This window comes from Pseudomonas sp. R19M, assembly GCF_050312585.1.
GTDB lineage: Bacteria > Pseudomonadota > Gammaproteobacteria > Pseudomonadales > Pseudomonadaceae > Aquipseudomonas > Aquipseudomonas palleroniana.
Genome location: NZ_JBNPJV010000093.1, coordinates 133,133 through 154,986, shown reverse-complemented (window position 1 = coordinate 154,986; position 21,854 = coordinate 133,133). Strand labels below are relative to the sequence as shown.

The window sequence follows — 21,854 nt, the reverse complement described above, 5'->3', positions numbered from 1 at the left end:
AGGAAGAGCCTTATGTCCTCTTTTGCTGAAATGATCGAAAACATCACCCCGGATATCTACGAGAGCCTCAAGCTCGCCGTGGAAATCGGCAAATGGTCCGATGGCCGCAAGCTCACCGACGAGCAGCGCGAACTGTCCCTGCAGGCGGTGATCGCCTGGGAAATCCAGAACCTGCCGGAAGACCAGCGCACCGGCTATATGGGCCCGCAGGAATGCGCGTCCAAATCGGCGCCGGTGCCGAACATCCTGTTCAAGTCGGATGCGATCCATTGATTGAAATTGGTCGCGGTGCAGTCAGCAAAATGTCGGCGCAACTTGGTGAGCCGACTGTTCAGTATGCGTTTCGCCTGGGTGATACCGAGGTGCCGGTCAACCCGTTGATCGGTACTCACGTGCGCCTGGAATACCTCGGCGCCATCCATTGCAGCCATTGCGGCCGCAAGACCAAGACCAGTTTCAGCCAGGGTTACTGCTACCCGTGCATGACCAAACTGGCCCAGTGCGACCTGTGCATCATGAGCCCCGAGCGTTGCCATTACGACGCCGGCACCTGCCGTGATCCAGGCTGGGGCGAAAAATTCTGCATGACCGACCATGTGGTCTACCTGGCCAATTCGTCGGGGATCAAGGTCGGCATCACCCGTGCCACTCAACTGCCAACCCGTTGGCTTGACCAGGGCGCGAGCCAGGCGCTGCCGATCATGCGCGTCGCCACCCGCCAGCAATCGGGTTTCGTCGAAGACCTGTTCCGCAGCCAAGTGGCCGACAAGACCAACTGGCGCGCGCTGCTCAAGGGTGACGCCCAGTCGGTCGACCTCAAGCAGGTGCGCGAAGAACTGTTCAGCGCCTGCGCCGACGGCTTGCTCGGTTTGCAGGAACGCTTCGGTCTGCAGGCCATCCAACCGGTGACCGACATCGAACCCATCGAAATCCGCTACCCGGTGGAGCAATATCCCGCCAAGATCGTCAGTTTCAACCTGGACAAGAACCCGATTGCCGAAGGCACGCTGCTGGGGATCAAGGGCCAATACCTGATCTTCGATACCGGCGTTATCAATATTCGCAAATACACGGCCTACCAGCTCGCCGTGCATCAGTAGAAGGATGCCACCCATGCGCACCGAACAACCGAAGATGATTTACCTGAAGGATTATCAGGCGCCGGATTACCTGATCGACGAAACACACCTGACCTTCGAGTTGTTCGAGGACCACAGCCTGGTCCACGCGCAACTGGTGATGCGCCGCAACCCTGAGCGCGGCGCCGGCTTGCCGCCGTTGGTATTGGATGGCCAGCAGCTGGAGCTGCTGAGCGTGAACCTGGCCGACCAGGAATTGACTGACGCCGACTACCAGTTGACCGACAGCCACCTGACCGTGCACCCCAAGAGCGCCACCTTTACCCTGGACACCACGGTCAAGATCCACCCGGAAAGCAACACCGCGCTGGAAGGCCTGTACAAATCCAGCGGCATGTTCTGCACCCAGTGCGAGGCCGAGGGCTTTCGCAAGATCACCTATTCCCTCGACCGCCCGGACGTGATGAGCACCTTCACCACCACGGTGATCGCCGAGCAACACCGCTACCCCGTGCTGTTGAGCAACGGTAACCCGATCGCCAGCGGCCCCGGTGAAGACGGCCGTCATTGGGCAACCTGGGAAGACCCGTTCAAGAAACCGGCCTACCTGTTCGCCCTGGTGGCGGGTGATCTGTGGTGCGTGGAAGACAGCTTCACCACCATGACCCAGCGTGAAGTGGCGCTGCGCATCTACGTCGAGCCGGAAAATATCGACAAGTGCCAGCACGCCATGACCAGCCTGAAAAAATCCATGCGCTGGGATGAAGAAACCTACGGGCGCGAGTACGACCTCGATATTTTCATGATCGTGGCCGTGAACGACTTCAACATGGGCGCCATGGAAAACAAGGGCCTGAACATCTTCAACTCCTCTGCCGTGCTGGCCCGTGCCGAAACCGCCACCGACGCCGCGCACCAGCGTGTGGAGGCGATCGTCGCCCACGAATACTTCCACAACTGGTCGGGCAACCGCGTGACCTGCCGCGACTGGTTCCAGCTGTCACTCAAGGAAGGCTTCACCGTATTCCGCGATTCAGGCTTTTCCGCCGATATGAACTCGGCCACGGTCAAGCGCATTCAGGATGTGGCCTACCTGCGCACTCACCAGTTCGCCGAAGACGCAGGCCCGATGGCTCACGCTGTGCGCCCGGAAAGCTTTATCGAAATCTCCAACTTCTACACCTTGACCGTGTACGAAAAGGGTTCGGAAGTGGTCGGCATGATCCACACCTTGCTGGGGGCCGAAGGCTTCCGCAAAGGCAGCGACCTGTACTTCGAACGCCACGACGGCCAGGCGGTGACGTGCGATGACTTCGTCAAGGCCATGGAAGATGCCAATGGCGCCGACCTGAGCCAGTTCAAACGCTGGTACAGCCAGGCCGGTACGCCGCGCCTGGCGGTCAGCGAGTCCTATGACGCTGCGGCCAAGACCTACAGCCTGACGTTCCGCCAAAGCTGCCCGCAGACGCCGGACAAAGTGGAAAAACTGCCGTTCGTGATCCCGGTCGAGTTGGGCCTGCTGGACGGCAAGGGCGCCGGCATTGCCTTGCGCCTGGCCGGAGAGTCGAGTGCTGCCGGTACCTCGCGGGTGATTTCGGTAACTGAAGCCGAGCAGACCTTTACCTTCGTCGATATCGCCGAACAGCCGTTGCCTTCGCTGCTGCGCGGTTTCTCGGCCCCGGTGAAACTGAGCTTCCCGTATAGCCGCGATCAGCTGATGTTCCTGATGCAGCACGACAGCGACGGCTTCAACCGTTGGGATGCCGGCCAGCAACTGGCGGTGCAGGTGTTGCAGGAGCTGATCAGCCAGCATCAGGCGGGTCAGCCGCTGAAGCTGGATCAACGCCTGATCGAGGCCTTGCGCAGCGTGCTGAGCGATGAGCGCCTGGATCAGGCGATGGTCGCCGAGATGCTGTCGTTGCCGAGTGAAGCCTACCTGACGGAAATCAGCGAAGTGGCGGATGTCGATGCCATCCACGCGGCGCGTGAGTTTGCCCGCCAGCAGCTCGCCGAGCAGTTGTTCGAAGCGCTTTGGCTGCGCTATCAGGCCAACCGTGCGCTGTCCCGACAGACCCCGTATGTGGCGGCCGCCGAGCACTTTGCGCGGCGCGCCTTGCAGAACATCGCGCTGTCGTACCTGATGCTCAGCGGCAAGCCCGAAGTGCTGGCGGCCACCCTGGAACAGTTCGACGCCTGCGACAACATGACCGAACGCCTGACCGCGTTGGCGGTGCTGGTCAATTCGCCGTTCGAAGCGCAGAAGGCCCAGGCACTGGCGGTGTTCGCGGAAAACTTCAAGGACAACCCGCTGGTCATGGACCAATGGTTCAGCGTGCAGGCCGGCAGCACCTTGCCGGGCGGTCTGGATCGGGTCAAGGCGTTGATGGAGCACCCTGCGTTCAACATCAAGAACCCGAACAAGGTGCGGGCACTGATTGGTGCATTCGCCGGGCAGAACCTGATCAACTTCCATGCGGCCGACGGTTCGGGTTATCGCTTCCTGGCGGACTTGGTGATCCAGCTGAACAGTCTCAACCCGCAGATCGCTTCGCGCCAACTGGCGCCGCTGACACGCTGGCGCAAATATGACGACACCCGCCAGGCGCTGATGAAGGCGCAGCTGGAGCGCATTCTTGCGTCCGGCGAGTTGTCGAGTGATGTGTTCGAGGTGGTCAGCAAGAGCCTCGCATAACTCAGCTAACCCTTGTAGTGAGCGGGACAAGCCCTAATGCCTGTCAGTTAAGGCTTAACGCGGTCATTGTGGGAGGGGGCTTGCTCCCGATGGACTGCGTAGCAGGCCCATTTTTGAGGCCGCTGCGCGGCCTATCGGGAGCAAGCCCCCTCCCACAGGTTATCCATCGTCCGCTCTATCTCTTAACTGACAGGCATTAGGGCAAGCCCGCTCACTACAAGCAGGTTCAAGTGGGCGTGGGTTAAGTGAAGCCATCGGCTGCTGCCATTTTCTGACAGGGGCCTCTGCTAAGCTGCTGCACTTTTCGCTTTGCCGGGGTCGATATGTCGCGTACCACTCGTCTACTGACGTTGCTCCAAGCCCTGCGGGGCAAGAAACGGCCGGTGACTGCTGCTGTGCTGGCTGCGCAATTGGAGGTTTCGGAGCGCACTCTGTACCGCGATATCGCCGAATTGACGGCATTGGGCGCGCCGATTTTTGGCGAGGCTGGGGTAGGGTATGTACTGCGCGCCGGTCTGTTTCTGCCGCCCTTGATGCTCAATGCCGAGGAAACCGAAGCCATCGTGCTGGGCCTGCGTTATGTCGACCAGCGCGGCGATGACGTGCTGAGCCGCGCTGCCGCCAACGCCCTGGCGAAAATTGCGGATGTGCTCGACCCCGCCGCCCAGGAAGCGTTGCGCAACCCGACGCTCTTGCCCGGGCCGCCGGGCTTCGGCTACCCGGAAAACCGCGTGCCGCTCAACGTGTTTCGCGAAGCCATCAACCATCAAGCCAAGTTGCACATCGACTACGCTGATGCCAGCCAGACCCAGAGCCAGCGCCTGATCTGGCCGCTGGCGCTGGGTTTTCTCAATGAGGTGCGGGTCATTGTGGCGTGGTGCGAGTTACGCGGGGCCTATCGGACCTTTCGTACCGACCGTGTGGCTGCTGCGGCGAACCAGGGCGAGCGCTACCCAGGGCGACGCAGTGACCTGCTGCGAGGTTGGCGCAAGCTGATGGAACAACAGGCATCCGCACCCTTTACTCCTGACAAAAGCTGACACAAACCTGGCTTAGCATGGCGCCATAAATCACCAAAAAAGGAGCTGTGCCATGTCCCTTCCTGAGTTGGCCCCGGCCATCGCGGCCTATATCGAGGCGGCCAATACCTATGACACTTCGGCGGTTGCCCAGTGCTTTGCCGACGACGCCAACGTATTCGATGAAGGCGAGCATCAGGTCGGCACCGCCGCCATTGCACGATGGATGGAGGACACCGGGCGTCGCTACCAGCCTCGGGTCGAGGTACTCAAGGTTCAACACCGCACCGGCAAGGTGCTGGTCAGCAATGTGGTGCATGGCAATTTCCCCGGTAGCCCGCTGGAGCTGCGCTACACCTTTCGCCTGAACGAGCAGGGCAAGATTTCACGGTTGGATATCTCGCTGTAAGTCATACTGGCGGCCATGACATTCGACTCTCCGCTCGCCGCTTACCAACAGGCCATCAACCAGCAAGGTTTCGTGCCCGACGACGCCCAGCGTCGAGCGGTGGACGCCTTGCAGGCTTGCCACGCAGCCTTGCACCAAGGCCACTCGCCCATCACCGGGGTTTACCTGTGGGGGCCGGTGGGGCGTGGCAAGACCTGGTTGATGGACCAGTTCTACCAGAGCCTGAAAGTGCCTGCCCGGCGCCAGCATTTTCATCACTTCATGGGGTGGGTGCATCAACGCCTGTTCCAGCTCACCGGCATTCAAGATCCCTTGCAGGCATTGGCTCGCGAGTTGAGCCGCGAAGTGCGTGTGCTGTGTTTTGATGAACTGTTCGTCAATGACATCGGTGACGCGATCATCCTCGGTCGCCTGTTCCAGGTGATGTTCGAGGAAGGGGTAGTGATGGTCTGCACGTCCAACCAGCCGCCGGAGCAACTGTACGCCGATGGTTTCAATCGCGAACGCTTCCTGCCGGGTATCGAGGCCATCAAGCGGCATATGCAGGTGGTGGCAGTGGACGGCGCTGAGGACCACCGTTTGCATCCTGGAGCCGGCCTGCAGCGTTATTGGGTTAATCAGCCGGAGGCGCTTGCCACGCTGTTCAAGCAATTGAGCGAAGGGCAGGGGGTATCCGACGGGCCGCTCAGCGTGGGCCACCGAAGCCTCGCGGCCGTGCGCTTCAGCGACAGCGTAGTGTGGTGCCGCTATGCCGATCTGTGCGAGCAACCGCTGTCGGCAATGGACTTCATGCTGCTGTGCGATCGATTCAAGGCCATCCTGCTCGGTGAGGTTCCCTGCCTTAGTGCGCAGACCCGGCCAGGCCGCATCGCCCGTGGCACCGAAGATGGTGCGCAGCGTGTCGAAGCCGGTGATCGCGAATTACCGGCCCTGTCGGTGCACGATGACAGCGTGCGGCGCTTCATTGCGCTGGTGGATGAGTGCTACGACCGCAAGGTCCCGCTGTTTATCGAGGCCCAGGTGCCGCTCCAGCAGCTCTACACCGAGGGCTACCTGGAATTTGCGTTCCGGCGCACCTTGAGCCGCTTGCAAGAGATGCAGTTGCAGCGTTTCGGCGCCGGGGAAAAATCCACGTAAAACGTAGTTGGCGCGTTTTGGAAACGCACAACCTTCGTGCTTTCTGTCGGGCATTTGTAGTTAATCTCCTTCATCTGCGTCCGGCTCCACGCTTACAATCCTCGTTCTCAAAGGGAACCGGTTCCCTTGTTGTCGCAATCGAGGAAGGCAATGGACACCCCAGATATCCTGGTGCTGCAAGCCAGCTACACAAACCCTGTGCACGCCGAGGCCATTGGCCAAGTGCTTAATCACTACGCGCAGGACCCGATGGGCGGAGGCCATGCCTTGCCGGCCGACCTGTTGGAGCAACTGCCTGCCGAATTGGCCAAGCGCCCCCACGCATTCAGCGTACTGGCGTTTGTCGGTGGCGAGCCGGCGGGGTTGGTCAATTGCTTTGAAGGTTTCTCGACCTTCGCCTGTCGCCCGTTGGTCAACGTCCACGACGTCGTGGTGATGCAGGCGTTCCGTGGCTTGGGGCTGAGCCAGAAAATGCTGCAGAAGGTTGAAGAGATCGCGCGTCAACGCGGTTGCTGCAAGATCACTCTGGAAGTGCTGGAGGGTAACGCCGTCGCGCAATCGGCGTATCGCAAGTTTGGCTTTGAAGACTCGGTCTTTGATCCGGTCCACGGTCGCATGTTGTTCTGGAAGAAGTCGCTTTAATAAACACAGGCATAAAAATGGCGCCATCAAGTGGCGCCAAGTTAACCTTTGCCACAGGAGCGAAGTGGCATAGGGATATACGGATTAAGTCAGTGTTAAATCAACTTTTCGGAAGCGGCTCTGAACGGTTCTGTTCAACACTGGAGGCTTTTACCGACTTGCCATCGGCGGACGCAGTCTGTTCATTCGTGCCGTGGGTTTGCTGCTGGACCAGATTGAAGTTGTTGTAGAACTCTTTCGAACGCTCTGAACCGCCTTCGGCAAAGGCAGCGGCGGAAGTCAGGGTCATCAGGCTGGCAAGCATTAAAGTCGAAAGTTTCATGGCAGTATTCCCGTTAAGAGTGAAAGGTATCCAGTCGTTCCGTGATTAGATTCATGGAGCGACTATGGGCCTATCTTATTAACTGGGGGTTAACGCGGTGATGACCCGAAGTTAACGTTTTTGTTAACTTCGGGAGTATCGGAATAATCAGTCGATGATTACTTGAGAACGACGTCGGAAGCGTCCGCGGCTTTTGGCTTGAGCAAGCTGAAATCAATCAAGCTCTTCTGCTGGCGTGCATAGGGGTCGCCAATCAAGCGGGGGCGTGGCTTGAAGCTGTCGTTGACCAGGCTCTTGCTGCGGTCCCACTCATCGAAACTCAGCCCGGCCAGGTCGGCCCAGGTGTGGATCAGCTGTGCGCTGCTGTACGGGCGCTGCAAGTCTGCGGCGAAGCTCCAGTCGTGGGTTTCACGCCACTTGGGCGAGGCGTAGGCCATGAATGGAATCGTGTACATCGGCGCTGTCGGTTTGCCCTCGTTACGGCCCAGCGTGCTGTGTCCGGCCGAGTCGTAGACGTCCTCGCCGTGGTCCGACAGGTACAGCAGGAAACCGTTCGGATCGGTCTTGGCGTAGTCCTTGATCAGGCTCGAGACCACGAAGTCGTTGTACAGCACAGCGTTGTCGTAGCTGTTGTAGATCGGCAACTGTTCATCGCTGATGCCCTCGGGCACGCCCTGGCGATCGGTGAATCTCTCGAAGGTTTCCGGGTAGCGGTACTGGTAGCTCATGTGCGTGCCCAGCAGGTGCACCACGATGAACTTGCGCTCGGCGGTATCGGCCAGGGCCTTGGAGAAGGGTGCCAGCACGTCACCGTCGTATTGGCGAGCATTCTGGTTACGGTTGTTGTTCAGGTACACCTGCTCGTCGGCCTGCTCGGAGAAGGTCGTGAGCATGGTGTTGCGCTTGGTCATGGTCTGCTGGTTGGTGATCCAGAAGGTCTTGTAGCCGGCCTGTTTCATCACGCTGACGATCGACGGCGTCTTGAGGTAAAGATCCGGGTTCTCTTCGTCGGCGAAGGTCAGCACCTGTTGCAGCGCTTCGATGGTGTAGGGGCGCGGGGTGATGACGTTATCGAACACGGCCAGTTGGTCGCGCAGCTTGTCCAGCTCCGGCGTAGTGTTGCGCGGGTAACCGTAGAGGCTCATGCGCTGGCGGTTGGTGGACTCACCGATGACCAGTACCAGGGTCGACGGTTGGCCGGCCATGGTGTCCTTGAGGTTTTTCAAGGGGGGAATCTGGCTGGCACTGGTCAGCATGCCTTGCATGTTGTTCAGTTGCTCGGTGTAGCGGCGATAGGCAACGATCATCTGCCACGGTACCGCCGGCTCGATGCGGCTTTCGAAGCGCTCAATCGCTTGTTCCCGGGTGTCGCTGGTGGCGAATTGCTTGACCAGTGGGTAACCGACCACGGCTACGACGATCGCGACGGCGGCCAGTATCGACTGGCCACGAGGCAGGTAGACCGGGCGCAGGCGCGTCCACAGGAAAACCGCCATGGCGGTATGGGCGATGAACGCCAATATGATCCACCAGGCAAAGTATTGGGTGGCATATTCGCCGGCTTCAGAGATGTTCGATTCGAACATGATGAAGATGACGCTCTGGGAAAATTCCTGCTGGTAGATGAAGAAATAACCCAGGCTGGCCATGGAGCATGCCCACAGCACGACACCGATCAAGGCGGCGAGCAGGCGCGTGCGGCGCGGGAACAGCAACATGGGTGCCAGCCACAGCGCGCTCAGGAAGAAGGCTTGCCGGAACCCACTGAAGCCGGACGTGCCGGTCAGTTGGATGAGTAGTTGGGTAATACCCGAGAAATACCAGAAAAACAGAAACAGCCAGCCCAGGCCGGCCCAATCAAAGCCTTTCGCAGTCGTCGTGCTGCGTTTGAACATCGCCATCCAGCGCCCCATCAGTCAATGATTGCCGCGCACACGCGCACGGCATCAGGCCGCTCGGTAAGTGAGCGGCATCGCGGATCGGAAGTATCGGGACAGGTATGTGAAAACTTTGTGAGTTTTCTGTAGGCATTGCCTTGCAACGCTCTGGCGTGCGGCGCTTAGCAGAGTGCAGGCTTGGTGCCCGACGGCTGTTCCAGCTGGGCTTGCAGTTGCGAGCGTAGGCGCAGAACCTCTTGCTGCAACTGATCGCGTTCGTCTTTGAGCTGGCGCAGTTCATCGCGACGAACGGTGACGTAGAGGGTTTGCGGCGGTTTGGTCATTTGTACTGCGCTCATTGCTTACCTCGCAAATAGCCGGTAGATCGCGGTGCCCGAGTGCTCGGTTCGAGGTTCTCGGCATCAGTCGAGAGCAAGTCTGAATTCTTTTTTGGATCAAGGGAACTTTTTTATTTTTGGTGGTCGTGTGACTTTTGGTGGGGTGATGTTGAAACGATGGCGACTTTTTTGTCATGAAACTACACGGATCTGCTCTGGACTAATCCTCATTAGCCTCATTGCGCTATAAACTATGTCACACATTTTTTAGTAGTTAGGAGCATCAGCACATGCAACTGGGGATTATCGGACTAGGCCGCATGGGCGGTAACATTGCGCGGCGCCTGATGCTCAATGGGCATACCACCGTTGTATACGACCGTAACGAAGCATTCGTCAAAGGCTTGAGCGAGGAGGGCGCCACCGGCGTTGCCGACCTCAAGGCCCTGGTTGCCGGGCTGCAGAAGCCGCGTACCGTCTGGGTCATGTTGCCGGCAGGCGCGCCCACCGAAGACACCATCAGCGAACTGAGCACACTGCTTGAAGACGGTGACGCCATCATCGATGGCGGCAACACCAACTATAAAGACGATGTGCGTCGCGCCAAGGCCTTGGCCGAAAAGGGCCTGCACTACGTCGACGTGGGCACTTCCGGCGGCGTCTGGGGCCTGGAGCGCGGTTATTGCATGATGATCGGTGGCGACGCGCAGACCGTGCAGCGCCTGGACCCGATCTTCAAGAGCCTGGCGCCGGGTCTGGGCAGCATCCCCCGCACCAAGGACCGCGCCGCCGATGCCGACCCACGTGCCGAACAGGGCTACATCCACGCCGGCCCTGCGGGCTCCGGCCACTTCGTCAAGATGATTCACAACGGCATCGAGTACGGGATGATGCAGGCGTTCGCCGAAGGTTTTGACATTCTCAAGACCAAGAACTCGGAAAACCTGCCGGAAGACCAACGCTTTGATCTCAACGTCGCCGACATCGCCGAAGTGTGGCGCCGTGGCAGCGTGGTCTCTTCGTGGTTGCTGGACCTGACCGCCGACGCCCTGGCCACCGACCCGAAACTCGACGGTTACTCCGGTTCCGTCGCCGACAGTGGCGAAGGGCGCTGGACCATCGAGGCCGCCATGGAGCAAGCGGTGCCGGTGCCGGTGCTGTCCACTTCGTTGTTTGCACGTTTCCGTTCGCGCCAGCAGAGCACCTACGGTGACAAAATGCTGTCTGCCATGCGCTTCGGCTTTGGCGGTCACGTGGAGACTTCCAAAAAATGACCGCCAACGGCAAGAAACCCAAGGCCGAACCCGCCCCGCCCACCACACTGTTTCTGTTTGGTGCCCATGGGGATCTGGTCAAGCGCCTGCTCATGCCGGCGCTGTACAACCTCAATCGGGATGGGTTGCTGGGCGATGGCCTGCGTATTGTTGGCGTTGATCACAATTCTATCAGTGACGCCGACTTCGCCAAGAAGCTTGAAGATTTCATTCGCACCGAGGCGGCAAGCAAGGTCAGGGGCAGTGCTGGAAACGCATTGGACCCTGAGCTGTGGGCGCAGTTGGCCAAAGGTATCAGCTACGTCGAGGGCGACTTCCTCGACGACACGACCTACGCCGATATCGGCAAGAAGATCGCCGAAAGCGGCACCGGTAACGCGGTGTTTTACCTGGCCACCGCACCGCGTTTCTTCAGTGACGTGGTGCAGCGCCTGGGCAGTGCCGGGCTGCTCAACGAAACGGACGAGGCCTTTCGCCGTGTGGTCATCGAAAAACCTTTCGGTTCCGACCTGGCCACTGCCGAGGCGCTCAACGCGTGCCTGCTCAAGGTGATGAGCGAGAAGCAGATTTATCGCATCGACCATTACCTGGGCAAGGAAACGGTGCAGAACATCCTGATCAGCCGTTTCTCCAACGTGCTGTTCGAGGCTTTCTGGAACAACCATTACATCGACCACGTACAGATCACCGCGGCCGAAACCGTCGGCGTGGAAACCCGGGGTAATTTCTTCGAGAAAACCGGTACCCTGCGCGACATGGTGCCCAACCACCTGTTCCAGTTGCTGGCAATGGTGGCGATGGAACCTCCGGCAGCGTTCGGTGCCGATGCGGTGCGCGGCGAGAAGGCCAAGGTCGTCGGTGCTATCCGGCCGTGGTCCCTGGAGGAAGCCCGGGCCAACTCGGTACGTGGCCAGTACACCGCCGGCGAGATCGGCGGCAAGTCGCTGCCCGGTTACCGCGAAGAGGCGAATGTCGCGCCCGACAGCAGCACTGAGACCTTCGTTGCCCTCAAGGTGATGATCGACAACTGGCGTTGGGTCGGCGTGCCGTTCTACCTGCGTACCGGCAAACGCATGAGCATCCGTGACACCGAGATCGTGATCTGCTTCAAGCATGCGCCCTATGCCCAGTTCCGCGATACCGAGGTGGATGAACTCAAGCCGACTTACCTGAAAATCCAGATCCAGCCCAACGAAGGCATGTGGTTCGACCTGTTGGCCAAACAGCCCGGGCCGACCCTGGAAATGGCCAATATCGAATTGGGCTTCGACTACAAGGACTTCTTCGAGATGCAACCGTCGACGGGTTATGAAACCCTGATCTACGACTGCATGACCGGCGATCAGACCTTGTTCCAGCGCGCCGACAACATCGAGAACGGCTGGCGCGCCGTGCAGCCGTTCCTCGATGCCTGGAAAGAGGATGACGGCATCCAGGCCTACAAGGCCGGTGAAGACGGCCCGGCAGCCGCCGACGCGTTGCTGGCCCGCGATGGTCGTAGCTGGCACGCTCTGGGATGAATGACGTAGCGATTCATCCCATCCGATTCGTCTTGAGTGATATGGACGGGACGCTCTTGCGTCCCGATCATCAGCCCAGCCAACGCACCCTGGATACGGTACGCGCGCTGCGCGATGCCGGCGTGCTCTTCAGCCTGGCCAGCGGGCGGCCGCCCAAGGCCATGTTGCATATGATCGAGGCCTTCGGGGTCGATGTGCCGGTTGCGGGCTTCAATGGCGGCACGCTGATCAACCCGGACGGCAGCATCCTGGTCGCCCACCACTTGCCGGCGGAGGCGGCGTTGGTGACGTTGGCGCTGTTCTCCGGTGAGCCGGACGTAGAGGTCTGGGTATTTGCCGATGGCGACTGGTTGCGTCGCGACCCGCCAGGTCCGATGGTACAGCGTGAAGCCGATGGTCTTGGCTACGGTCCGAAAGTGGTCGAGAGCTTCGAGCCGTACCTGGATCGGGTCGACAAGATTGTCGCGGCCAGTCAAAACACCCAGTTGCTGGTGGAGCTGGAAGCACGCTTGCAGCCCAAAGTGCAGGGTTTGGCCCAGGTCTCGCGTTCGCAACCGGTTTATCTGGATGTGACGGCCATGCTGGCCAATAAAGGCGAAGCCCTGAAGACGTTGGCGGCGCACCTTGGCATACCGCTGGAGCAGACAGCCGCCATCGGTGATGGCGGCAATGATCCGGCGATGTTTCACGTGGCGGGTTTTTCGATTGCCATGGGCCAGGCGGAAGAAACCGTCAAGCGCCAAGCCAGTGTCGTCACCGGCAGCAATCTCGAGGATGGCGCGGCGCAAGCCTTTGAGCGCTTTATTCTTGCGGCGCGATAAACCCTTAAGTTCCAATGCCGAACTTGCGCTCGCTGTTCTACAGTGAGCGCAAGTTAGCGCAGCGGCTTACTTGGGCATTGCCCAGGACTGCAACTGGTAGCCATCTTTGTCGAGTTCGGCGCGGGCCTGCAACAACAAGTCTTCCAATTGTGCCGGGTCGGTATAGGCGCTCGACGAAAGTTGTTTGCTGCCAATACGGGTATTAGTGCGGTCGATGACGCTCAGGCTGAGGGCACCATTGCCATCGTGCCAGGCTACGCACTGAAAGGGCTGGAAAGCACGGTCTGCGATCAAAAGAGCTTCGTTGATGCGGAGCGGGGCGTTCATGTGAGTCGTCTCTCTCAATGCCCATTCAAGTGAAATGCCGTCGGTTGGGCTGACCGTGCGGCGGGTTACTTGTACTGATGCACGATGGCGGGGTACGGGTCACATGTTAAAACAAGAAATTTCGACTTTTCCTGATTAGAGTCATGTAAGCGGCTGTTTTGAAAGCTGAATGAAAGTTTGCGCGCGCCGCAACTTTTTTGTAAATGCGCTGAGAAAGTGGCTTTTTGCCGCCTCCTTATAGCGAATTAGTACAAAGCCTGCGTCAAGATCTTGCTAGGGTTATCAGCAGCTGCCACAAACTATTGTTTCTAAATAACTTTAGTCATTTTGACGTCAGGGAATAGTCATGGTTGTTACACCTGTCCAGCGCCGCCTGCTCGTGGTTGACCCCTGTGACGATTGCCACGGGCTGTTACCCGGTTTACGCAGCGCCGGCTGGGAGGTGGACAGTTGCGACCTGGAAGCCGTGGGCGAGCGATCCTGCGATGTCGGCCTGCTGCGTTTGCACCCCTCGCACCTGGAACGCCCGGAGGCGGTCAAGGAGTTGATCAGCCGCAGCGGTACCGAATGGATCGCCGTACTCAGCCAGGATGTGCTGCGCCTGCAAAACGTCGGCGATTTTGTCTGTGAATGGTTTTTCGACTTTCATACCTTGCCGTTCGACGTCTCCAGGGTGCAGGTCACCCTGGGCCGTGCCTTTGGCATGGCGCGCCTGCGTGGCAAATGCCACGCGCGGGTCGACGAGCCCGAGCATGAGCTGCTCGGCGACAGCCGCCCTATCCGCGAGCTGCGCAAACTGCTGGCAAAACTGGCGCCCACCGAGTCACCGGTGTTGATTCGTGGTGACAGTGGTACCGGCAAGGAGCTGGCGGCCAAGACCCTGCATCGCCAGTCACAGCGCCAGGGCAAGCCCTTTGTCGCCATCAATTGCGGCGCGATTCCCGAACATTTGATCCAGTCCGAGCTGTTTGGCCACGAAAAAGGTGCGTTTACCGGTGCCCATCAGCGCAAGGTCGGGCGGATCGAAGCGGCCCATGGGGGTACGCTGTTCCTGGATGAGATCGGTGACTTGCCCATGGAGTTGCAGGCCAACCTGTTGCGCTTCTTGCAAGAGAAACAGATCGAACGGGTCGGTGGCAGCCGGCCCATCCCGGTGGATGTACGGGTACTGGCCGCGACTCACGTCGACCTGGAAGCCGCCGTGGCAAAGGGCACGTTTCGTGAAGACCTGTATTACCGGCTCAATGTGCTGCAGGTGGTCACTGCGCCGTTACGCGAGCGTCACGGTGATGTAGGGATGCTGGCCAACCATTTTTCGCATTTCTACAGCCAGGAAACCGGTCGTCGTCCGCGCAGTTTCAGTGAGGATGCGTTGGTTGCCATGGGCGAGCACCTGTGGCCGGGCAATGTGCGCGAGTTGGCCAACCGTGTACGGCGCGGCCTGGTGCTGGCGGAGGGGCGGCAAATCGAAGCCGCCGATCTGGGTTTGCAAAGCCGGCAGGCAATCGCGCCAGTGATGGCTACACTGGAAGATTACAAGCACCGCGCCGAACGCCAGGCGCTGTGCGATGTGCTCAACCGGTACAGCGACAACCTGAGTGTCGCAGCCCGTGTACTGGGCGTATCCCGGCCAACGTTCTACCGGTTGCTGCACAAACACCAGATCCGCTAGGGCGGGTAAACCGAAAAGCCCCGCAACGACCCTTATCGTTGCGGGGCTTTTTCCTGTCGGGTCTTTCCTGATGAATGTGCGGGTTTTTCGCACCGCCGCTCCAGGCTGCAAAGCAGCCCTTTGCGTCAGAAGTAGTACGGGAACTTCAGGCTGAAACTGAACGAAGGCGCATCCGGCGTGATGCCGATGGCCAGGTTCGGCACGATGGTCAGGTTGTCGGAGGCCGCGATGGTCATGCCCACGTTGAAGTAGCCGGCATTGGCATCGCTGGAGACTACCGACTGCCAGTCGCGGCCGTCCGGCTTGAGCTTGCTCTGGCGCTGCACGAGGTCGGACACCGAGAACGACATGCTCATCTTCTCGTTGAGCGCGAAGGCGACGCCGGCGCCGATCTGGAAGCTGTCGCCCAGGCGCACCTTGCCGCCCACTTTCTGGTTAACGTCGCTGCTGATATCGTCAAACGACTCCTCGAAATTGTGGGTGTAGGACAGCGAGCCAAACAACACCGCCGGGTCGAAGGTCTTGACCAGGGAAATGCCGGGGGTGATCGACCAGACACCGTTACCCGTTGGCAGGCTTTCAGGCAGGAAAAGGTTGTCGTTGTCCGGTTGCTTGACGAGCTTGATGCCAAACGGATCTTTACCGGTCGGTGCCTTGACCCGCAGAGAAACCACTGCATCCGGCAGGCTCGGAGTTTCGTCGAGGAATTTGTACGCCACGCCGAAGTTCACGTCACCCAGGGTTGGATTGCGGGTGACTGAAGCTTCCGATGTCGCGGTGGCATCGTTGCCGGCGCCGCTCGACTGGTAGGTCGACTCGCGGTACACCACCGGCGCGTTCACGTCGAACTGCCAGCGGTTATCGACGTTGTAGCGCGCGGTCAGGTCAAGGGTCCAGCTATCGGACTTGATCCGGTCCAGGTTGAGATTGCCCAGGAAGATCGAATCCAGCGCCAGGAAGCCGTTGAGGGTCAATTGGCGCGCATCGTAGCGGGCATAGGTAATGCCGGTTTCAACGCTGAACTTGCCATTGCCGAAAAAGCCGCTGGCTTCGTTATAAAGGTTGCTCACACTTTGCGCGGGGGCCGAATCATCCTTGAGAGACTGCCCGTAGGAACTGCCGCCGCCTGCCGCGCCTCCGGACGCCGCTGCGGCACCTGTGCCGGCGACAGCCGTGCCGCCTTTCTTGAAGTCGGCGGGCGACTTGGCCAGGCGTCGCGGCGCGGGTGTTGCCGGTTGGTCTTCGACCTGGCGTACACGCTGTTCCAGCACCGCGAGGGCTTTTTGTTGCACTTCGTAACGCTGCTTGAGCTCGAGGAGCTCCTGTTTGAGGGTTTCGACATCGGTATCTGACGCTGCATACAACATGGATGCGGGCAGGAGTGTACTCAAACAGACCACCGCACGTAGCGATAACGATCGTTGCATGAAATAAGCCGTCCTTTTTAGTGCTTAAGTGTCGAGGGTCAGCGTAGTTCAATAACCGAGATTGCGTAGGCCTTTGAGTTGATCCAAGTTGCAGTTCAACGCGCGATTGTTCAGACCATTGTTCATCACGACATTGAGCTGGGTCATGTTGTTGACGAAGTTGGAGTTGCCGGTCAATACCGTACCTTGCAACACATTCCCGCCGCCGATCTGCTGTAGGCTGTTGCCTTGGTTATGATTGGCCTGGATCGCCATCTGCAGGCCGCCGTTGTTGGCTGACACGCTCACGCGGCCTGCCGCGCTGTCGCCGGTGACGGTACCGCCGGCGACCAGCACTTGCCCCGATTGCACGGCATTGGCAGGGGCGAAGCCGTTCTGGCTGATGTTGATGCCCACATCATTGTAGGCGGTGTTGCCATCGCCGGCCGTGCGTACGCTCTGGGTCACGCCCTGGCCGCTGCCCAGGCCCGCGCCGCCTACCACGTTGCCGGTACCGGTGTGCTGGTTCGTCCCGCTACCGGTGGCGCCGGTAGTCTGTACGTAGAACTGCGGGGTGATCGTGGTTTTGTCGATCTGCATGCTGGCCTTGCCGGTAATGGTGTCGCCCACGGCGTTGGTCCAGGTGCTGCTCATCACAATGCCGAAGCTGATGATTCGCCCCGGCATTACGTAACGGCCACGCAGATCGGCCATTTCCGAATCCTTGAGTTCGATCGGTTTGAACCCCGACGACGCATAAGCAGGCATTGAGGCTGCCAGACACAAGACGGTCAGCCAGCGGGAAGTGTTCATCTTCAGCTCCTGGAGCGTCCTGCTCCTTATTGCGCTTCTAGAAGAAGTCGCTTTGGATAAAACCGAAGTCCATCAGCTCGGTATCGGCCAGGGGCTTGAACTTGTTCATCATGTTCCTGGCGGTCAGCGGGGTGGGCGGGTCGAGCAAGACATTGGTCTTGTCGTAACCCTCACCCAGCACGGCGAATACGATGCCGTTCCAGCCCTTGACGAAGTCGTCCTTCGAGTAGCGTTTATGGCCCAGCACCGGGTCGCCGATATACACCCAGTCCTTGTCGGCGCGCTGCATCACCACAAAATGCTTGTAGCCTCGAATTTCCAGCAATACCACTACGGGGATTCTCACCGTTACCAGCGTCTCAGGCGCAATTTTGTAGCCTCGGGCACGCATGCCGATGCTTTCGAGATAGCGCTTCATGTCCAGCATGGAAAAGCCCTGGGTACGCACCAGGTTCTGGTCGGCGGTCACCAGCATGCCTTTGATGACATGATCTTCGTCGACGTCCAGCCAATAGGCTTGGCGCAGGATGGTGGCGAGTGCCGCGGCACCGCAGCTGAAATCGGTTTTCTGTTCCACCAGGTTGGCGAAGCGCCGCTCACGAATACTCTCGACCTTCTTGAAGATGACTGCACCGCCAGGCATGGCGGAAACCGCCATGGTGCCCGCCCACGTAGGGCCGGTGAGCAGCATCAGGAGGGTGAGGGTCGCGAGGCGCATGATCGTATGACCTGTTGGACACTGGAATAAAAAAGGGCCTTGTTGCCAAGGCCCCATTGCATCAGAAGCGCACGCCGCTGGCGCAGACACTGCAACCCTGGCCGATCGACAGGCTGTTGCTGCCTTGGTTACCACCGCCCGATTGCAGGTTCACACCCACGTTACCGGAGTTGTGGTTAACCGAGTTGTCGAGGCTGGAGTTGTTGGACACGTATTGAGGCTTGCTGCCCCAGCCATAGCCATGGCTGGTAGCCGCGGCGTTGAGGTAGGTGTTGTTGAGCGAGTTTTGCTCGGTGTTGGAGGCTGCCGCGATGTTTTTACCATCGGCGGTGGTGATCGCCAGGTTGTTTTTACCCTGGTTACCCTGGCCGGCTTGACCGTTGTAGCCCACGTTGCCGGAGTTATTGTTCACCGAGCTGTCCAGCGACGCATTGTTTTGCGTGCCTTTGTTGGTGAAGGTGTTGTGCTTGCTGGCTTGATCCACGTCGATCACTGCAAACACCGTTGCAAAGTCGCCTTTGGCACTGGAGATAGCACCGGCGTTGTCAGCTTGGTTGCCCGAACCCGCCTGCGCGTTTACCCCAACGTTACCGCTGTTATTGGTGACCGAGCCATCAGCCGAAGCATTGTTTTCGGTTTTGGTATCGTCGAATTTGTTGTGTGCACTTTTTTGCACATCGGTCACGACGGAGGCAACAGTACCGGTGGGTTGAGGGGCAGGGTGCCAGCCACCCCCTGCTTGAGCAGCAGCAGCCATGAGTGCGGCGAGAGCGAAAACCAGTGGTTTCAGAGCCATTTGAGGTTTCATGGTGTTTCTCCTTGCTTCTAATTAGTTGGTTAAGTGTTGGTACGGTCTAACGTGTGCTACCAAGCGCTTACTTGATAGTGATGCCCAGGGTGTTAGCCACTCGGTTCCCCACCCCGGCACTCTGGTTCACCTGAATCACTCCTCGGCTGCCGGTGAAGGCCTGGTCGCTTGTCACGACCTGGCGGCTGCCAGTGGTGGGGGTGAGCCCTGAGTCGGTTGCCAGCGTCGTGGTGTTCTGTTGCAACAAGACGCTGTCGTCGATGCTGAGCGGGGCAGGATTGACGCTGATCCGCACGGCATTGACTGATTGGTTATTGGCCCCGGCCGACTGGTTGAAGCCCAGTACACCGTTGCCGTTGCTGAAAGAGGTGCCCTGGATCGCCGCCTTGGCGTTCAGGGAGGGATCGACGCTGCCATCCATTCGCTGGATGTTGAGGGTGGTGGCCTGGCCGCCCAGGGTGACGGCGCGGTTGTTGGCCATCTGTTGCTGGTTGCCTGCAGCCTGGTTGATCGACAGGTTGCCGCCGTAGTCCTGCCCGCTGTTGTTGATTGTCGCGGTGTTGTCGGCCATGGCCGCAGCACTGCCCAGCAGGGCAAGTAGCACCAGGGAACGGTTCATCATTTGCCCCCCATCATGCTGCCGATGTTGTTCAGGGGGGCCATGCCGCGCTGGATCGAGTCGCTGATCTGCCCACCCACGCTGCTGCCTGCACCGTGACCGGCGGCAGAGCCGGCACCCAAGGTCGACATGCCGTTCTGAGTGGCTTGCAAGTGGGTCAAGTTGCTGCTGGATTGGACCGCTTGCACGATGCTCGAACCGCTGCTGATGCCGCCGATCGCCGCATCACTGAGCTCGCCCGTGGCGCCTATGACTTCCCGGCTTGGGTTGGCGTTGGCGGTGGTGGGGTAGGGGTCTGGCCCGAAAGGGGGGCGCCCATACATGTGACCTTGTACATCGCGGCCTGTCACGATAACGCCGTCACCCGCATAGCTCGGAACGCTGAGGCCGACACTGAGTGCACAGCTGATCAGCAGCATGTTCATCGAAACTTGAGTGAGTGTGGCCACGGCGGCATTCCTTATTCTTCGCGCTGACCCTAAACAGCGCTGTAAGGGATAGAGCAGAAGCTGTGCCGCTTTTTATTTATCGTTGTTATTCAAAGGGTTGAGTTTCTTGTAGGGCGAAGTGATGGCCAGGGTGTTTCATTGATGAAACAACAGCCCTCTGATGGGATATGCCCAGCCTTGTCTGAAGGTGTCTCAGCAATGAAACACTGCGCATGACAAAACGATGAATTCGCCTAGAGTGGGCGATCCAGAGGCGCAAGGTGTTTCAAAAATGGACACTGCGGGCACGAACGAAGCGGCCTTGGCAGGTAGAAGGCTCAACCTTTGGGGGCTTTACGCGGGATGGAATTGAGGACGGGGTTGCCTTCCAGGTTCTGGGTCAGGTAGACCGGCAGCACTTTAGGCAGGGACGGGATGAGGTTGTTGACCTCGTTGATGTTGTAGATGCCACCGATGCGAATCGCCCCGGTACTGGCGTCCGCCAGCATCACCGGTTTGTCCAGGTAGCGGTTGATCAAAGGTAATGCATCGGAAAGCGCCAGGTTGTCGAGGATCAGCTTGCCCTGGCGCCAGGCCAGCGCGGTATCGTCGGGGGCGGTCGCCTGCACGCGCGGTGTCGCGTCGCCGGGTTGATAGCTGGCCTGCATGCCAGGGTTCAGCGGTACGCTGGCGTGCAGGTTGTCGCTGGCGACCTGTACCGAGCCCTCCAACAGCGTCACCCGCACCTGGTCTTCATATTTCCAGACATTGAACTGGGTGCCGGTGACCCGCACCTGGCCTTCGCCGGCCTGCACGATAAACGGGTGGGCACGGTCGTGGCTGACGTTGAAGAAGGCTTCGCCTTTTTTCAGCGTGACCCGACGCTGGTCCTTATAGTTGCTGTAGACCAACTCTGTGCCCAGGTTGAGTTCCACCTGGCTGCCATCGCCCAGGGTGACCTGGCGCAACCCGTGCGTGGCGTCATAGCGTTCATAAGCGCTGGGCACCCAGCCCGCTTCCCAGCCGGTGAAGGCCGCCAGGGGCAATGCCACCAGGCTGATCGCCGCTGCGACCGCATAAGTGCGCCAACGGCTGCGTGGCTTGAACGGCAGCGGTACTGCCCCAGCGCTGGGCTCATGGCGTGGCAGGTGGTCGGCGACGTCCCAGATCTCCAGCATCGCCGCGTATTCAAAAGCGTGCAGGGGGTGGGCGTCGTGCCATTGGGCAAAAGCCTGACGTTCAGCGTGCGTGCAATCGCTGGCGTGCATGCGCATGCACCAATGCGCGGCCGCATCGGTGATGGCGTCATATTCGGCTTCTGAAAGGGACTTTTCGGTCATCAACTCATCCTGATTTCGCACATTCTAACCTCCGTAGCAGGATGACGAGAACTGCCATCATGGTGATTGCATTTCAATTGGGAGTGGTTCTCGTTTGTTGCCTTTCTGACGCCTGGGTGTCTCCACAACTCTGGTGCCAAGCTGAAACCTTGTGGCGAGGGAGCTTGCTCCCGTGGCGGCCTATGAGCCGACCTGTTGGAGTGACCGAGTACATATCCATTGCTGCGGTAACGGCGGCTTAGGGTTCCGCTCTTACAGCGGGTCACTTTTGGAAGGACCCAAAAGTAACCAAAAGGTCCTTGCCCCACCACTCGGCACCTCGCTCAGGCTCGGTGTGCCCGAACACAGGCTTGAATCCGTGGGCCGCCGCCACGCGCCATCCATGGCGCGGGGCGGCTAACCCGGCGTCCTGCCGGGTTACCCACGGATTCAAGCCTGCGTTCGGCCAGCGTGGTTTGACGGGGCGCTTTAGATCAAAAGCAAGATCAAGATCAAAAACACGGGATCAGGGCCATCATTTGTGTAGATACCTATGCTTCTGAATGCACCAAAAAACGCAGGTTGACAGTGGGCTTGCCCCCCGGTGTTTAATC

General features: G+C 59.5%; 22 protein-coding genes. 11 read left to right on the top strand and 11 right to left on the bottom strand.

Going from position 1 to position 21,854, the window contains the following annotated elements:
* The first annotated feature begins 12 nt into the window (after positions 1-12).
* From ACQRBT_RS24240 to ACQRBT_RS24210, 7 genes are all read left to right on the top strand, one after another.
* Positions 13-273 carry a YeaC family protein gene (locus tag ACQRBT_RS24240; RefSeq protein WP_060757109.1) on the top strand — a complete coding sequence of 87 codons (261 nt, stop codon included), beginning with the start codon at positions 13-15 and terminating at the stop codon, positions 271-273.
* Entirely contained in the window at positions 270-1,100 is an 831-nt protein-coding gene (locus tag ACQRBT_RS24235; RefSeq protein ID WP_090371477.1) for a DUF2797 domain-containing protein, read from the top strand. Before ACQRBT_RS24240 ends, ACQRBT_RS24235 begins: the two co-directional genes overlap by 4 nt.
* Positions 1,101-1,113: 13 nt before the next feature.
* On the top strand, positions 1,114-3,771 hold the full coding sequence (pepN, locus tag ACQRBT_RS24230; RefSeq protein ID WP_412046818.1) for an aminopeptidase N: 2,658 nt from the start codon (positions 1,114-1,116) through the stop codon (positions 3,769-3,771).
* 323 nt (positions 3,772-4,094) lie between these two features.
* Positions 4,095-4,811: a helix-turn-helix transcriptional regulator gene (locus ACQRBT_RS24225; RefSeq protein WP_060757106.1), complete on the top strand. Its 717-nt coding sequence runs from the start codon at positions 4,095-4,097 to the stop codon at positions 4,809-4,811.
* Between the two features lie 52 nt (positions 4,812-4,863).
* A complete protein-coding gene (locus ACQRBT_RS24220; protein ID WP_060757105.1) occupies positions 4,864-5,199 on the top strand; it encodes a nuclear transport factor 2 family protein in 336 nt (111 codons plus the stop codon).
* Between the two features lie 15 nt (positions 5,200-5,214).
* A complete protein-coding gene (gene zapE, locus ACQRBT_RS24215) occupies positions 5,215-6,336 on the top strand; it encodes a cell division protein ZapE (RefSeq protein WP_060757104.1) in 1,122 nt (373 codons plus the stop codon).
* A 150-nt stretch (positions 6,337-6,486) separates the two neighbouring features.
* A complete protein-coding gene (locus ACQRBT_RS24210; protein WP_060757103.1) occupies positions 6,487-6,978 on the top strand; it encodes a GNAT family N-acetyltransferase in 492 nt (163 codons plus the stop codon).
* A 100-nt stretch (positions 6,979-7,078) separates the two neighbouring features.
* Here ACQRBT_RS24210 and ACQRBT_RS24205 read toward each other — a convergent pair whose 3' ends face one another.
* The 3 genes from ACQRBT_RS24205 to ACQRBT_RS24195 all read right to left on the bottom strand — a co-directional run bounded on the left by ACQRBT_RS24205 (position 7,079) and on the right by ACQRBT_RS24195 (position 9,536).
* Positions 7,079-7,300 (bottom strand): hypothetical protein, encoded by a 222-nt coding sequence (locus ACQRBT_RS24205; protein ID WP_060757102.1) that lies wholly within the window; start codon positions 7,298-7,300, stop codon positions 7,079-7,081.
* Between the two features lie 158 nt (positions 7,301-7,458).
* On the bottom strand, positions 7,459-9,201 hold the full coding sequence (locus ACQRBT_RS24200) for a phosphoethanolamine transferase CptA (protein ID WP_060757101.1): 1,743 nt from the start codon (positions 9,199-9,201) through the stop codon (positions 7,459-7,461).
* A gap of 158 nt (positions 9,202-9,359) precedes the next feature.
* Positions 9,360-9,536, bottom strand: coding sequence for a DUF6026 family protein (locus tag ACQRBT_RS24195; protein ID WP_158510695.1), 177 nt, complete (start codon positions 9,534-9,536; stop codon positions 9,360-9,362).
* A 269-nt stretch (positions 9,537-9,805) separates the two neighbouring features.
* Here ACQRBT_RS24195 and gnd point away from each other — a divergent pair, with 269 nt between their 5' ends.
* From gnd to ACQRBT_RS24180, 3 genes are read left to right on the top strand one after another with little or no spacing between them, the layout of a single operon-like run.
* Entirely contained in the window at positions 9,806-10,789 is a 984-nt protein-coding gene (gene gnd / locus ACQRBT_RS24190) for a phosphogluconate dehydrogenase (NAD(+)-dependent, decarboxylating) (RefSeq protein ID WP_412046819.1), read from the top strand.
* A complete protein-coding gene (gene zwf, locus ACQRBT_RS24185) occupies positions 10,786-12,309 on the top strand; it encodes a glucose-6-phosphate dehydrogenase (protein ID WP_412046820.1) in 1,524 nt (507 codons plus the stop codon). Before gnd ends, zwf begins: the two co-directional genes overlap by 4 nt.
* Positions 12,306-13,130: an HAD family hydrolase gene (locus tag ACQRBT_RS24180; protein ID WP_411983900.1), complete on the top strand. Its 825-nt coding sequence runs from the start codon at positions 12,306-12,308 to the stop codon at positions 13,128-13,130. The genes zwf and ACQRBT_RS24180 overlap by 4 nt, the downstream gene beginning before the upstream one ends.
* A 66-nt stretch (positions 13,131-13,196) precedes the next feature.
* Here the strand turns inward: ACQRBT_RS24180 and ACQRBT_RS24175 are convergent, their stop codons facing one another.
* Positions 13,197-13,457 (bottom strand): hypothetical protein, encoded by a 261-nt coding sequence (locus ACQRBT_RS24175; RefSeq protein ID WP_025857279.1) that lies wholly within the window; start codon positions 13,455-13,457, stop codon positions 13,197-13,199.
* A 346-nt stretch (positions 13,458-13,803) separates the two neighbouring features.
* On the opposite strand from ACQRBT_RS24175, the gene ACQRBT_RS24170 reads away from it, so the two are divergent.
* Complete coding sequence (locus ACQRBT_RS24170; protein ID WP_244383707.1) at positions 13,804-15,129, top strand: sigma-54 dependent transcriptional regulator; 1,326 nt, start codon at positions 13,804-13,806, stop codon at positions 15,127-15,129.
* Between the two features lie 125 nt (positions 15,130-15,254).
* Here ACQRBT_RS24170 and ACQRBT_RS24165 read toward each other — a convergent pair whose 3' ends face one another.
* The 7 genes from ACQRBT_RS24165 to ACQRBT_RS24135 all read right to left on the bottom strand — a co-directional run bounded on the left by ACQRBT_RS24165 (position 15,255) and on the right by ACQRBT_RS24135 (position 21,261).
* Positions 15,255-16,556 (bottom strand): hypothetical protein, encoded by a 1,302-nt coding sequence (locus tag ACQRBT_RS24165; RefSeq protein ID WP_104993470.1) that lies wholly within the window; start codon positions 16,554-16,556, stop codon positions 15,255-15,257.
* 48 nt (positions 16,557-16,604) lie between these two features.
* Positions 16,605-17,348, bottom strand: coding sequence for a hypothetical protein (locus ACQRBT_RS24160; protein ID WP_060757095.1), 744 nt, complete (start codon positions 17,346-17,348; stop codon positions 16,605-16,607).
* A 37-nt stretch (positions 17,349-17,385) separates the two neighbouring features.
* Positions 17,386-18,066: a C39 family peptidase gene (locus ACQRBT_RS24155; RefSeq protein ID WP_090371448.1), complete on the bottom strand. Its 681-nt coding sequence runs from the start codon at positions 18,064-18,066 to the stop codon at positions 17,386-17,388.
* A gap of 61 nt (positions 18,067-18,127) precedes the next feature.
* Complete coding sequence (locus tag ACQRBT_RS24150) at positions 18,128-18,874, bottom strand: hypothetical protein (RefSeq protein ID WP_161549502.1); 747 nt, start codon at positions 18,872-18,874, stop codon at positions 18,128-18,130.
* A gap of 67 nt (positions 18,875-18,941) precedes the next feature.
* Entirely contained in the window at positions 18,942-19,493 is a 552-nt protein-coding gene (locus tag ACQRBT_RS24145) for a hypothetical protein (RefSeq protein ID WP_060757205.1), read from the bottom strand.
* Entirely contained in the window at positions 19,493-19,942 is a 450-nt protein-coding gene (locus ACQRBT_RS24140; protein WP_060757092.1) for a hypothetical protein, read from the bottom strand. The genes ACQRBT_RS24145 and ACQRBT_RS24140 overlap by 1 nt, the downstream gene beginning before the upstream one ends.
* A 317-nt stretch (positions 19,943-20,259) precedes the next feature.
* The gene (locus tag ACQRBT_RS24135) at positions 20,260-21,261 is read right to left on the bottom strand and encodes a FecR family protein (RefSeq protein ID WP_412046821.1); all 1,002 of its coding nucleotides are present in this window, start codon (positions 21,259-21,261) and stop codon (positions 20,260-20,262) included.
* Positions 21,262-21,854: the final 593 nt, after the last annotated feature.

Coding starts and splice junctions, on each gene's coding strand:
- ACQRBT_RS24240 (WP_060757109.1), top strand. CDS start 13: ATGTCCTCTTTTGCTGAAATGATCGAAAACATCACCCCGGATATCTAC.
- pepN (WP_412046818.1), top strand. CDS start 1,114: ATGCGCACCGAACAACCGAAGATGATTTACCTGAAGGATTATCAGGCG.
- ACQRBT_RS24225 (WP_060757106.1), top strand. CDS start 4,095: ATGTCGCGTACCACTCGTCTACTGACGTTGCTCCAAGCCCTGCGGGGC.
- ACQRBT_RS24220 (WP_060757105.1), top strand. CDS start 4,864: ATGTCCCTTCCTGAGTTGGCCCCGGCCATCGCGGCCTATATCGAGGCG.
- zapE (WP_060757104.1), top strand. CDS start 5,215: ATGACATTCGACTCTCCGCTCGCCGCTTACCAACAGGCCATCAACCAG.
- ACQRBT_RS24210 (WP_060757103.1), top strand. CDS start 6,487: ATGGACACCCCAGATATCCTGGTGCTGCAAGCCAGCTACACAAACCCT.
- ACQRBT_RS24205 (WP_060757102.1), bottom strand. CDS start 7,300: ATGAAACTTTCGACTTTAATGCTTGCCAGCCTGATGACCCTGACTTCC.
- ACQRBT_RS24200 (WP_060757101.1), bottom strand. CDS start 9,201: ATGGCGATGTTCAAACGCAGCACGACGACTGCGAAAGGCTTTGATTGG.
- ACQRBT_RS24195 (WP_158510695.1), bottom strand. CDS start 9,536: ATGAGCGCAGTACAAATGACCAAACCGCCGCAAACCCTCTACGTCACC.
- gnd (WP_412046819.1), top strand. CDS start 9,806: ATGCAACTGGGGATTATCGGACTAGGCCGCATGGGCGGTAACATTGCG.
- zwf (WP_412046820.1), top strand. CDS start 10,786: ATGACCGCCAACGGCAAGAAACCCAAGGCCGAACCCGCCCCGCCCACC.
- ACQRBT_RS24180 (WP_411983900.1), top strand. CDS start 12,306: ATGAATGACGTAGCGATTCATCCCATCCGATTCGTCTTGAGTGATATG.
- ACQRBT_RS24175 (WP_025857279.1), bottom strand. CDS start 13,457: ATGAACGCCCCGCTCCGCATCAACGAAGCTCTTTTGATCGCAGACCGT.
- ACQRBT_RS24170 (WP_244383707.1), top strand. CDS start 13,804: ATGGTTGTTACACCTGTCCAGCGCCGCCTGCTCGTGGTTGACCCCTGT.
- ACQRBT_RS24165 (WP_104993470.1), bottom strand. CDS start 16,556: ATGCAACGATCGTTATCGCTACGTGCGGTGGTCTGTTTGAGTACACTC.
- ACQRBT_RS24160 (WP_060757095.1), bottom strand. CDS start 17,348: ATGAACACTTCCCGCTGGCTGACCGTCTTGTGTCTGGCAGCCTCAATG.
- ACQRBT_RS24155 (WP_090371448.1), bottom strand. CDS start 18,066: ATGCGCCTCGCGACCCTCACCCTCCTGATGCTGCTCACCGGCCCTACG.
- ACQRBT_RS24150 (WP_161549502.1), bottom strand. CDS start 18,874: ATGAAACCTCAAATGGCTCTGAAACCACTGGTTTTCGCTCTCGCCGCA.
- ACQRBT_RS24145 (WP_060757205.1), bottom strand. CDS start 19,493: ATGAACCGTTCCCTGGTGCTACTTGCCCTGCTGGGCAGTGCTGCGGCC.
- ACQRBT_RS24135 (WP_412046821.1), bottom strand. CDS start 21,261: ATGACCGAAAAGTCCCTTTCAGAAGCCGAATATGACGCCATCACCGAT.